This window comes from Cobetia sp. (assembly GCF_983723665.1).
On sequence record NZ_CFDJES010000003.1, the window covers coordinates 1 to 11,986 of the forward strand.

An 11,986-nucleotide genomic window follows, 5' to 3' on the forward strand; every position below is an offset into this window, starting at 1 on the left:
TCCCCGGCAGCGGATGCGTACTTTACGCAGGAATCGGCTTGATGGCAAGGGCTTTGACGCAGAAAACAGCCACTCGCCTGATCGATACTCAGACCGCCTTGCCGTCCGCGGGCCGAGATACCGGGCGCGCCTGCCAGCCACCACGCGAATGCGACTGTGTCTCAAGCGCCGCTTCCAGGCGCGCCTCCGGCAGCTGCATGACGCGCGCCAGCAGTGTCAGCAGGGCCACCTCTTCATCGGCCAGCGTCTGGTCGGCATGCACCACCTGGGCAAGCGCCGTGAACCAGCGCTGCTTGTCCATCGGACGCAGGTGAGCCAGCTGCGTGAGATGACGGCAGCGCAGCGCAGGGTTACCCCCATCCGGCTGCGACTGTGGGTACGCAAGCGCCAGGCCAAGTTCCGCACTGGCGTCCAGGAAGATGTCCTCGCGCAGCGTTTCATCGTCGATGAGTCCGACCATCAGCATGAGCCAATGCTGACAGGCCGGCTGGCATTGCTGCAGAGCCAGCGAGTCACTCTTGCGATCGATCCGCGGGTCCAGTGACTCCAGCAGCAACTGCCACAGACACCAGATGAACATGTCCTGCGGAGGTGTCTGCGCCTTGAGCATGCGATGCGCGCGCTCATCCGCTTCCCGCCAGCGCGGTATCAACCGGTTGAGCAAGGGGATCCACTCGACCCGCGGCAAGGACTCGAGCTTGCGCCGCGCCTCGCGCACGCGCTTGCCATCCAGCCAGTCATGTTGACGCTCAAGCTCGGTGAGCCAGACCCCACGCCGGGTGAGCTCCGAAGGCGCGATCATCGCCACCACCAGCTGCGGGCAGAGAAAGCGCGACAGCGTCAGGTTCTCGAGCTCACCCCGGGAACGCGACAGCTCGCCCATGACGGCCGCGCCGGCGATACCCGCCATGACCCCGCCAAGCACTTCTGCTCCGATGGGCCCCTGCTGCTCGAAGGTATGCACCGGTTGCTGGCGCGCGCTCAGATATTGCCTGTCCCAACGGGGTTCCAGGCGCTTGATGCGTTCATCCAGCGGCGGATGCGAGTCGAACCAGCCCGTCAGCCATGGCGGACGCGCTTCGACGAAGAAGAGGTGGTTGTAGGTCATGGCGCGCGGATGCTGGATGCGCCCCTGCCAGCCCATGCCACCGATACGCTTGAGGGCCGAGGCGATGCCATCCGGGAAACGCGTCAGGCGCACTGCACTGGCATCGGCGAGATATTCGCGTGAGCGCGCGACCCCGCGCTGCAACAGCCTGCCGCCCAGCCCGCCGAGACTGCCGAGCAACCACAGCGCCACACCGACCAGCATCAGCTGTGGCATGCCGCCTTTCCTCTCGGAACCGGAGGAGCGCGCCCTGCCCAACACGAAGCCGATGCGCCCCGCCCCCATCAGGAAGCGCCCCGCCTCGGAGAGAAACACCAGGCCGTGGACCGCACTCGCCAGACGCAGGTTGAGGCGGATATCGCCATTGGCGATATGGGCGAACTCGTGAGCGACCACGCCCTGCAGCTCGTTGCGATCGAGCTGCTCCAACGCCCCGCGACTCAGCGCGATCACCGCATCATGGGGCCGATAGCCCGCCGCGAAGGCATTGATCATCGCCTCATGCGGCAGCAGGAACAGCTGCGGCGTGGGCAGATTGGCGGCGATCGCCATCTCTTCCACGACATTCAGTGCCCGCCGCTCATTCGAGTCCTGGGTCTCGACATCCACCAGCTTGCCACCCAGGCGTGCGGCCACGACCGCACCGCCCTGCTGCAGACGCCGCAGCTCGCGCGCCGCGACCAGGGCATTGCACAGAAAGATGATGCTCGCCACTGGCCAGACATATTCAAACGTCGTGGCGGCCGGACGCCCCAGGAAACTGCTGATCGCGACATGCACCACGGCGCCGGCGGCAAGAGACACCACCAGCGACATGGCCGTGAAGGCCAGCAGCAATAGCCGCGTACGACGCCGCGCACTGTCCTGCTCATGATAGAAATTCATTCGCGCTCGCCATCTACCCAGTCAGGATCACAGCGCAAGGCCGCTGCGAGAGAAGCATCAACCGGTCGACTCAAGAGAAGCTGACATCCGGGGCTTGGCGAATCTTCACGCTGTCATCGAAGGCCAGCAGGCCTGCATCACTGCGATGACCGAAGGTCGGCGCGAACACCACCTGCGGGAAGCTCTGGCGATAGACGTTGTAGTCGGTGACGGCATCGTTGTAGGCCTGACGCGCGAAGGCGACGCGGTTCTCGGTGGCGGTCAGCTCTTCCATCAAGTCGCTCATGGTCTGGTCCGCCTTGAGCTCCGGATAGGCCTCGACCACCACATCCAGCTTGCCCAGACTCGCCGCCAGCCCCTGCTCGGCACCGGCCAGGCTGGCCAGCTTGTCCATGCTGCCGGGATGCGCCGCTGCGGCATTCAAGGCGGCCATCGCCTTGTTGCGGGCATTGATCACTTCTTCCAGGGTGCCACGCTCATGACTCAGATAGCCCTTGGCCGTCTCGACCAGATTGGGAATCAGGTCATAGCGCCGCTTGAGCTGCACCTCTATCTGCGCGAAGGCATTCTCGAAGCGCGCCTTGAGGCTGACCAGCTTGTTGTAGATCGAGATCACGTAGATGACGATCAGCGCGATGGCGCCCAGCAGCAGAAATGTTTTCATGATGAGTCCCTTGTGATGATGCCTTTGCAATGAAGGCCCGGCAGGCGTTGTCCCGCTCTCCGGCGAGTCTTTGCAAGCGCCCCTGTCGATCTTCCTGTGCAATCCGCTTCCAGTTTACCCATACCGGATGACGGCACCAGTCAATTGGATGACTGATTGCCAACGGGCATCATGCGGCCGGCAACCTCACGGCACCCAATGCGCCATGAACTCGTGCACCGGCAGTGCTTCGAGTCGCTCGCGATCACCCAGCAACGCCATCAAGGTGTCGCACCGCGAAGGCGGGAAGCAGGTGGCCAGATTGGCCCGACACTTGTCCTCGAGCGGAACGAGCGACTCTTCACGCCGCCGACGATGTCCCAGCGGGTATTCCACCGTCACCTGCTCGGTGGCACTGCCATCGCAAAAGACCACCCGCAGGGCATTGGCGATCGAGCGCTTGTCGGCTTCCAGATACTCGCGGGTGAAGCGCGCCTCTTCCGTGACGACCATTTTGTCACGCAGCCGGTCGATCTCCGGGTGAGCGGCATGGAAGCCATCTTCATAGTGGTCCGCGTTCAACCCGCCGAAGATCAGCGGCACCGCGACCATGTATTGCAGGCAGTGATCGCGATCCGCCGCATTGGCGAGCGCGCCCTGCTTGGAGATGATGCGGATCGCCGATTCGTGGGTGGTGATCTCGATGCGCTCGATCTCCTCGAGCCGGTCGCGCACCTCGGGATGGAGCTGGATGGCGGCCTCGGCGGCGGTCTGGGCATGGAATTCGGCCGGGAAGGAGACCTTGAAGAGCACGTTCTCCATCACATAGCTGCCCAGAGGGCGCGCCAGTGTAAGACGTCGCTCGTCTTCGGGCTTGAGCGCGAGATCGCTATTGCCGTGACTGAAGGACACATCATTGAAGCCCCACTGCGGCGCGCTGAGAGCACCGGGGACGCCCATCTCGCCACGCAGGGCGATGCCCGCCAGCCGCACGCCGCGTGAAGTGGCGTCCCCCGCCGCCCAGCTCTTGCGCGAGCCCGCATTGGGCGCATGGCGATAGGTGCGCAGACTCTGGCCATCGACGAAGGCGTGCGACAGCGCCGACAGCAACTGCTCGCGATTCGCCCCCATCAAGCGCGCCGTCACGGCGGTGGTCGCGACCTTGACCAGCATGACATGGTCGAGCCCGACGCGATTGAAGCTGTTGTCCAGCGCCAGCACGCCCTGGATCTCGTGGGCCATCACCATGCTCTCCAGCACATCGCGCATCACCAGGGGTGGCTTGCCCTGTGCGACACGCTGGCGCGAGAGGTGATCCGCCACCGCCAGAATGCCGCCGAGATTGTCCGAGGGATGCCCCCACTCCGCCGCCAGCCAGGTGTCGTTGTAATCCAGCCAGCGGATGGTGCAGCCGATATCCCACGCCGCCTTGACGGGATCGAGACTGAAGGCGGTGCCGGGCACCCGCGCACCATGCGGCACTACGGTCTCGGCCACCAGCGGCCCGAGATGCTTGGTGCATTCCGGGAAGCGCAGCGCCAGGATACCGCAGCCGAGGGTATCCATCAGACACAGGCGAGCGGTGTCCATCGCCTCTGCCGAGGGACCTGAGCGCTCGCTCTTGCCGGCCAGGCCATCCACATCCGTATCCGCATCCGCGGTATGCAGACCATCGCAATACCCCAGCACATAGTCGGCGATCTGCTGCAGCTCCGGGTCATAGTCCGGGCGCTGGTTGGCGCTGGCCTGATTGGTACTGGCCTGACTTGTACTGGCCTGACTTGTACTGACCTGAGTGGCGCTGAGACGGCTTTCGCCCGTCTGATCAGAGGATGGCGTGCTCATGTGTGATCTCCTGTCGTGGATCGTCTTTGCTCGCATGCATCTCCCGCGATGCCGGCACATCCCACGAAATACCTGTGTCCGCACCACAGATACACAAAAGCCGGCCCTCTGCACATGCATGCCAGGCCGGCTTTCATCGGGATGCCGCAGGAGGGATATCAAGAGGGATATATTGACAGTAGACCATCGCCTGCCAATACCGGCGCTAGCGCATCAAGGTCTCCGCCGGCACCCGCACCCAGCCTTCCATCAGAATACGCGCGCTGCGACTCATCACGGCCTCACTGACGGTCCATTCGCCCTCGCCTTGCTGGCCGTCACCGACCTGACCCGAGGGTGACTGACGATGGGCACTCGCGCCGACCCTGAGCGTGCCGGAGGGATGTCCGAAGCACACCGAGTCACGCGCGGTGCCATTCTGCCCAGATTCGGCCTCGGCCCCGCCAGCGGCGGCAAGATTGACCAGCGTGCCGGGTACCGCAGCCGCCGCGGCGATGGCGACGGCCGCGGTGCCCATCATGGCGTGGTGCAGCTTGCCCATCGATACGGCGCGAATCAGCACGTCGATCTCGTCGGCCTTGATCTCGCGACCACTGGAGACGACGTGATCCACCGGCGGCGCCACGAAGGCGACCTTGGGGGTGTGCTGACGTCTGGCGGCTTCGCCCAGCTCCTGAATCAGCCCCATGCGCAGTGCGCCGTGAGCGCGCAATGTCTCGAGGCGCGCGAGGGCCTCGCCGTCTGCATTGATCGCTTCCTGCAGCTCGGTGCCCTGATAGTCGAGATCGCGGGCATCAACGAAGATGGTCGGGATGCCGGCATTGATCAGAGTCGCCTGGATCCGCCCGCCAGCGACCACCGATTCCGGCACTTCCAGCGTATCGACCACATTGCCTGTGGGGAACATGCTGCCCTCGCCAGCGGCGGGGTCGCGGAAGGCGACCGCCACTTCGGCGGCCGGGAAGGTCACGCCATCCAGGGCGAAGTCGCCGGTTTCCTGGACGCGCCCCTCGCACATCGGCACCCGCGCGATGATGGTCTTGGCGATGTTGGCCTGCCAGATACGCACCTCGGCGATGCCATCACGCGGCAGGCGCTCGGCCGGCACCAGGCCCTTCTCGATGGCGAAGGGCCCGACCGCCGCCGAGAGATTGCCGCAGTTGCCGCTCCAGTCGACGAAGGGCGAGTCGATGGAGACCTGACCGAACAGATAGTCGACGTCGTGGTCCGGCTGTTCGCTGCGACTGATGATCACCGTCTTGCTGGTGCTGGAGGTCGCGCCCCCCATGCCGTCGATCTGCTTGGCGTAGGGGTCGGGGCTGCCGATCACGCGCAACAGCAGGGCATCACGCGCCGGGCCCGGCACCTGCGCCGCTTCCGGCAGCTCATCGCGCAGGAAGAACACGCCCTTGCTGGTGCCGCCACGCAGATAGGTGGCGGGAATCCTGAGCTGTGCCTGCTGGCTCATGCCGATACCTCCGCCGCCGGCTCGCCCGGCGCCTGCGAGTTCAGGAAATCTTCGGCGAAGCGCTGCAGCACGCCGCCCGCCGAGTAGATGGAGACTTCCTCACGGGTATCGAGACGACAGGTGACCGGCACGCGCTCGAGCTTGCCTGCCTTGTCGCCGGCGGTGCGTTCTATCACCAGCGTGAGTTCTGCCCCCGGCGCCGGCTCGCCCTCGACGGCGTAGATCTCGCTGCCATCCAGCGCCAGCGTCTTGCGCGTGGTACCGGCGGCGAACTGCAGCGGCATCACGCCCATGCCGACCAGATTGGTGCGGTGGATACGCTCGAAACCTTCCGCGACGATGGCCTCGACGCCCGCCAGCCGCACGCCCTTGGCCGCCCAGTCACGCGATGAGCCCTGGCCGTAATCCGCGCCCGCGATGATGATCAACGGCTGCTTGCGCTGCATGTAGGCCTCGATGGCCTCCCACATGCGTACCACCTTGCCTTCCGGCTCCAGGCGCGTGAGCGAGCCCTGTTTTACCTCGCGCTTGCCGTCCGCCCCTTCCACCACGGCCATCTCGTTGATCAGCTTGGGATTGGCGAAGGTGGCCCGCTGCGCGGTGAGGTGATCACCACGGTGAGTGGCGTAGGAATTGAAGTCCTCCTCCGGCAGGCCCATCGCGGCCAGATACTCGCCCGCCGCACTGCTGGCCATGATGGCATTGGAGGGCGACAGGTGATCGGTGGTGATGTTGTCCCCCAGCACCGCCAGTGCCCGCATGCCCTTGAGCGTCGGTGCGCTGGCCAGGCCGCCTTCCCAGTACGGCGGACGACGGATGTAGGTGCTCATCTCGCGCCAGTCGTAGAGCGGACTGGTCGTGTCGTCGCGATCCTGACGGGCCTCGAACATCGGGATGTAGACCTGACGGAAGTGGTCCGGCTTGACGCTGGAGCCGACGATGGCATCGATCTCCTCGTCACTCGGCCACAGGTCCTTGAGCATGATCGGCGAGCCGTCCGGCGCATGCCCGAGAACGTCCTTCTCGATGTCGAAGCGGATGGTGCCGGCGATGGCGTAGGCGACCACCAGCGGCGGCGAGGCCAGGAAGGCCTGCTTGGCGTAGGGGTGGATACGACCATCGAAGTTGCGGTTGCCGGACAGCACCGCGGTGGAATAGAGATCACGCTCGACGATTTCCTGCTGGATCACCGGGTCCAGCGCACCGCTCATGCCATTGCAGGTGGTGCAGGCGAAGCCGACGATGCCAAAGCCGAGCTGTTCGAGTTCCGGCAGCAATTCCGCCTCTTCCAGATACAGCTGCACGGCCTTGGAGCCCGGCGCCAGTGAGGTCTTGACCCACGGCTTGCGCGTCAGCCCCAGCGCATTGGCGCGTCTGGCCAGCAGGCCGGCGGCGATGACATTGCGCGGATTCGAGGTGTTGGTGCAGCTGGTGATGGCGGCGATGATCACCGCGCCATCCGGCATCAGGTCGCGCCCGTCCTCGTCCTGCTCATGCTCGATCACCCCGGAGATGCCGCGTGCGGCCAGTTCACTGGTCGGCACGCGACTGTGCGGGTTGGAGGGGCCCGCCAGGGTGCGCACCACCGAGGACAGGTCGAAGGTCAGCTCGCGCTCATATTCCACCGCGCCTTCGATATGGCCGCTCTCGTCGGCCCACAGCCCGGTCTCACGCGCGTAGCGCTCGACCAGCGCGATGCTCTCCGGCTCGCGGCCGGTCAGGGTCAGGTAGTCCAGCGTCTGCTGGTCGATGTAGAACATCGCCGCCGTGGCGCCGTACTCCGGCGTCATGTTGGAGATGGTGGCGCGATCGCCCAGGGTCAGGCTGGCCGCGCCTTCGCCGAAGAATTCCAGATAGGAGGAGACGACCTTCTCGGCGCGCAGGAATTCGGTCAACGCCAGCACGATGTCGGTGGCGGTGATGCCCGGCTGCGGACGCCCGGTGAGGCGCACGCCGATGATGTCCGGCAGGCGCATGTAGGAGGCACGCCCCAGCATCACGCTCTCGGCCTCCAGCCCGCCGACGCCGACGGCGATCACGCCCAGCGCATCGACATGCGGCGTGTGGCTGTCGGTGCCCACCAGGGTATCCGGGAAGGCGACCTGATGACCCTTCTCATCGGCGCGCGACTCGATCACCGGCGACATCCGCTCCAGATTGATCTGGTGCATGATGCCGTTGCCCGGTGGGATCACGTCGATGTTCTCGAAGGCCTGACGCGTCCAGTCGATGAAGTGGAAGCGGTCCTCGTTGCGCCGCTCCTCGATGGCGCGATTCTTGGCGAAGGCGTCCTTGTCGAAGCCGGCGTGCTCCACCGCCAGCGAGTGGTCGACGATCAACTGGGTCGGCACCACCGGATTGACCTTGGCCGGGTCTCCGCCGCGCTCGGCAATGGCATCGCGCAGACCGGCCAGGTCGACCAGCGCGGTCTGACCGAGGATGTCATGGCACACGACGCGCGCGGGATACCAGGGGAAATCGAGATCACGCCGCCGTTCGATCAATTGCACGAGGCTGTCACGCAGCTGATCCGGCGGGCAGCGACGCACCAGGTTCTCGGCCAGTACGCGTGAGGTATAGGGCAGACCGGCGTAGGCGCCGGGGGCGATGTCTTCCACGGCGGCACGCGCATCGAAGTAGTCGACCGGGGTACCCGGTGACGCCGTGCCAGGCAGGGGTTTGCGATACTCGGTATTCATGGGCATCCGGACTCATCAGGCGGTCAAGAAAACGATCGGCCAGCACGCTGACTGGCCGAGGAAAGGGTCAGTCGCGCTGCTCGATGGGCAGCCAGTCGCAATGCTCCGGGCCGGTGTAATCGGCGCTCGGGCGGATGATGCGATTGTTGGCGCGTTGCTCGAAGACATGTGCCGCCCAGCCGGTCAGGCGTGAACAGACGAAGATCGGCGTGAACAACTTGGTGGGAATGCCCATGAAGTGATAGGCGCTGGCGTGGAAGAAGTCGGCATTGCAGAACAGCTTCTTCTCGCGCCACATCACGGCTTCGACGCGCTCGGAGACGGCGTAGAGCTGAGTGTCGCCCACATCCTCGGACAGCTTGCGTGACCACTCCTTGATGATGGCGTTGCGCGGGTCACGTTCACGGTAGATGGCGTGGCCGAAGCCCATGATCTTCTCGCGACGTTCCAGCATGCCGAGAATCTCGCGCTCGGCTTCCTCCGGTGAGCGCCAGTGCTCGATCATCGCCATCGCCGCCTCGTTGGCACCGCCATGCAGCGGTCCGCGCAGCGAGCCGATGGCCCCGGTCACACAGGAGTGCAGGTCGGAGAGCGTCGAGGCGCAGACACGCGCGGTGAAGGTCGAGGCATTGAACTCGTGCTCGGCGTAGAGGATCAGCGAGGTATTCATCACCGCGGCATGCAGATCGCTGGGGGCCTCGCCGTGCAAAAGGTGCAGGAAGTGCGCGCCGATGGAGTCGTCATCGGTCTCGGTGTCGATGCGCACGCCATCATGGCTGAAGCGATACCAGTAATTGATGATCGACGGGAACACGGCCAGCATGCGGTCGGCCTGGTCGGACTGCTCATCGAAGCTCTCTTCGGTCTCCAGATTGCCGAGCATCGAGCAACCGGTGCGCATCACGTCCATCGGGTGGGCGCTGGCCGGAATCTGCTCCAGTACCGCCTTCAGGGCATCCGGCAGGCCACGCAGGCCCTTGAGGCGCGCGATGTAGGCGTCCAGTTCTTCGCGATTGGGCAGCTTGCCCTTGAGCAGCAGATAGGCGACTTCTTCAAAGCTTGCGTGGGCGGCGAGATCCTCCAGATCGTAGCCGCGATAGCGCAGGCCGGAGCCGGTCTGGCCGACGGTGCACAGGGCGGTCTCGCCGGCACTCTGGCCGCGCAGGCCGCTGGAAGCACCGGGGCTCGGGGTAGCGGTGGTATCTGACATGGCGCGATCTCCTTGGCAGTGACGTCATTGAGTTGTTCTTTTTCTTGTAGGGCATAAAGCGTCAAGCCCCTCGCCGGCCAGGCGTTTGCCAGCGAGGGAGAAACGGTCGGGCCGGAAGTGCCGGCCCGTGAAGCCAGTGGCCTCCTGATGCGAGACATGGCGTCCGTCTCGAGCGTCTGGCATCAATCCTTGCGGCTTTCGGCCTCGAACAGGGTGTCCAGCTTCTGCTCGAAGGTGTGGTAATCGAGGAAGTCGTAGAGCTCCATGCGGGTCTGCATGTCGTCGACCACGTCCTTCTGGTCTCCCTTGTCGTGGATGTTCTGGTAGACCTTGAGGGCGGCGGCGTTCATGGCGCGGAAGGCGGACAGCGGATAGAGCACCATCCGGCAGCCAACGTCGCCCAGCTCGCGCTGATTGAACAGCGGCGTGGCGCCGAATTCGGTGATGTTGGCCAGAATCGGCGCGTCGACGCCCTCGCAGAAGGCACGGTAGTCCTCGAGGGTATGCACCGCCTCGGCGAAGATGGCGTCCGCCCCGGCCTCGACACAGGCATTGGCACGCGCCACGGCGGCCTCGAGCCCTTCCTTCTGGAAGGCATCGGTACGCGCGATCAGATAGAAGTCGTCATCACGGCGGGCATCGGCGGCCGCCTTGATGCGGTCGACCATCTCCTGACTGGAGACGATGGCCTTGTTGGGGCGATGTCCGCAGCGCTTCTGGGCAACCTGGTCTTCCAGGTGCACGGCAGCGACACCGGCGCGCTCCATCTCCTGAATGGTGCGTGCGATGTTGAAGGCGCCGCCCCAGCCGGTATCGATGTCCACCAGCAGCGGCAGCTCGCTGGCGGCGGTGATGCGGCGCGCGTCTTCCAGCACGTCATTCATGCTGGTCATGCCCAGGTCCGGCAGCCCGTAGGAGGCGTTGGCCACGCCGCCACCGGACAGGTAGATCGCCTGATGCCCGACGCGCTCGGCCATGATGGCGGTATAGGCATTGATGGTGCCGACGATGGGCAGCGGACGATTGGCTTCCAGCGCCGCGCGGAAGCGGGCGCCGGGGCTTGGCAAGGCGGTGGAACTCAGATGGCGTGACATGACATCTCCCGGGCTGGGCCCATGACGGGGTTGGAATTGTTGGGGGTGATCCGGTCGCAAGCGGTGTGGCAGTTCACTCCTCGCCCTGCTCTTCCTTGAGCGTGGCGGCATAGCGGCGGGCGACGTTCTCCCGCGAGGCGCTGACGTGGCGGCGCATCAGCAGCTCCGCCAGCTCCTCGTCACCGGCCTCGATGGCATCGACGATACGGTGGTGCTCGACGAAGGCCTTCTGCGGACGCGAGCCACTGGCGCTGAACTGGGTGCGATACATGCGCACCAGGTAGTAGAGGTCGTCGCAGAGAATCGTCATCAGCATATGGTTATGGCTGCCGAGGACGATCTGATAGTGGAAGTCGAGATCGCCTTCCTTCTGGAAGTAGGCGGTGCCGGTCTTGAGGTCCGACTGCTGCTCGTGGGTCTTGAGCACGCTGCGCAGCCGCGTGACCTCCTCCTGCGTCATGTGCCGCGCCGCCAGACGCGCGGCCATGCTCTCCAGCGCCTCACGCACGTCGAACAGCTCCAGCAGCTCGGTCATCGAGAGCTTGACCACCCGCGCGCCGACGTGGGGCACGCGCTCGATCAGACGATGGACCTCGAGACGACGCATCGCCTCGCGCAGCGGGCCGCGCGAGATGCCATAGGCCTGCGCCAGCCCCGGCTCGGTGATCTTGCTGCCCGGTGCCAGCTCACCGCGTACGATGGCGTCCTGCAGCTGGTGGAAGACGCGCTCGGCCAGAGTGCGCACCTCAGGCGTCGGAGCACTCGCGGAGGCGGTGTGGCCTGCCTGCTCGGCAGTGGCGCCGCGCGCGAGGCTTCGAGCGGTGGTGGCATTGTGAAAGGCATCGGTGGTCATGGCGGTCAGGCAATCCGGCTGGACAAGGGGCTGAGACAGGACAATGGCGATGAGGGACTTTCAGCACTATTGTCGACAATCATTCAATGACTGCCAGACTAGCCAGCGAGCCTGAGTGGGTCAAGATGCAATCCGCCAAATCCTCTACACCTTTGGCGTAAGAGAGCTGGCATGCGCTGGA

General features: G+C 65.1%; 8 protein-coding genes. All 8 read right to left on the reverse strand.

From position 1 onward, the window contains the following. Positions 1–88: 88 nt before the first annotated feature. The 8 genes from AC4FAH_RS00710 to AC4FAH_RS00745 all read right to left on the reverse strand — a co-directional run bounded on the left by AC4FAH_RS00710 (position 89) and on the right by AC4FAH_RS00745 (position 11,805). Positions 89–1,993 carry a M48 family metallopeptidase gene (locus AC4FAH_RS00710; protein ID WP_490245544.1) on the reverse strand — a complete coding sequence of 635 codons (1,905 nt, stop codon included), beginning with the start codon at positions 1,991–1,993 and terminating at the stop codon, positions 89–91. Between the two features lie 70 nt (positions 1,994–2,063). Next, the gene (locus tag AC4FAH_RS00715; protein WP_054555402.1) at positions 2,064–2,657 is read right to left on the reverse strand and encodes a LemA family protein; all 594 of its coding nucleotides are present in this window, start codon (positions 2,655–2,657) and stop codon (positions 2,064–2,066) included. A gap of 186 nt (positions 2,658–2,843) precedes the next feature. Then, positions 2,844–4,481 carry a bifunctional 2-methylcitrate dehydratase/aconitate hydratase gene (locus AC4FAH_RS00720; RefSeq protein ID WP_490245545.1) on the reverse strand — a complete coding sequence of 546 codons (1,638 nt, stop codon included), beginning with the start codon at positions 4,479–4,481 and terminating at the stop codon, positions 2,844–2,846. A gap of 205 nt (positions 4,482–4,686) precedes the next feature. Further along, positions 4,687–5,949 carry a 2-methylaconitate cis-trans isomerase PrpF gene (gene prpF / locus AC4FAH_RS00725; protein ID WP_490245546.1) on the reverse strand — a complete coding sequence of 421 codons (1,263 nt, stop codon included), beginning with the start codon at positions 5,947–5,949 and terminating at the stop codon, positions 4,687–4,689. Beyond that, positions 5,946–8,648 (reverse strand): Fe/S-dependent 2-methylisocitrate dehydratase AcnD, encoded by a 2,703-nt coding sequence (gene acnD / locus AC4FAH_RS00730; RefSeq protein ID WP_286989040.1) that lies wholly within the window; start codon positions 8,646–8,648, stop codon positions 5,946–5,948. The genes prpF and acnD overlap by 4 nt, the downstream gene beginning before the upstream one ends. 67 nt (positions 8,649–8,715) lie before the next feature. Then, a complete protein-coding gene (prpC, locus tag AC4FAH_RS00735; RefSeq protein ID WP_490245547.1) occupies positions 8,716–9,858 on the reverse strand; it encodes a bifunctional 2-methylcitrate synthase/citrate synthase in 1,143 nt (380 codons plus the stop codon). A 182-nt stretch (positions 9,859–10,040) separates the two neighbouring features. Continuing rightward, a complete protein-coding gene (prpB, locus tag AC4FAH_RS00740; protein WP_043333964.1) occupies positions 10,041–10,952 on the reverse strand; it encodes a methylisocitrate lyase in 912 nt (303 codons plus the stop codon). Positions 10,953–11,025: 73 nt separating this feature from the next. After that, entirely contained in the window at positions 11,026–11,805 is a 780-nt protein-coding gene (locus tag AC4FAH_RS00745) for a GntR family transcriptional regulator (protein ID WP_043333965.1), read from the reverse strand. Positions 11,806–11,986 lie beyond the last annotated feature (181 nt).

Excerpts from the sequence above, each read along its gene's own strand:
- AC4FAH_RS00710 (WP_490245544.1), bottom strand. The coding sequence starts at position 1,993 with ATGAATTTCTATCATGAGCAGGACAGTGCGCGGCGTCGTACGCGGCTA.
- AC4FAH_RS00715 (WP_054555402.1), bottom strand. The coding sequence starts at position 2,657 with ATGAAAACATTTCTGCTGCTGGGCGCCATCGCGCTGATCGTCATCTAC.
- AC4FAH_RS00720 (WP_490245545.1), bottom strand. The coding sequence starts at position 4,481 with ATGAGCACGCCATCCTCTGATCAGACGGGCGAAAGCCGTCTCAGCGCC.
- prpF (WP_490245546.1), bottom strand. The coding sequence starts at position 5,949 with ATGAGCCAGCAGGCACAGCTCAGGATTCCCGCCACCTATCTGCGTGGC.
- acnD (WP_286989040.1), bottom strand. The coding sequence starts at position 8,648 with ATGAATACCGAGTATCGCAAACCCCTGCCTGGCACGGCGTCACCGGGT.
- prpC (WP_490245547.1), bottom strand. The coding sequence starts at position 9,858 with ATGTCAGATACCACCGCTACCCCGAGCCCCGGTGCTTCCAGCGGCCTG.
- prpB (WP_043333964.1), bottom strand. The coding sequence starts at position 10,952 with ATGTCACGCCATCTGAGTTCCACCGCCTTGCCAAGCCCCGGCGCCCGC.
- AC4FAH_RS00745 (WP_043333965.1), bottom strand. The coding sequence starts at position 11,805 with ATGACCACCGATGCCTTTCACAATGCCACCACCGCTCGAAGCCTCGCG.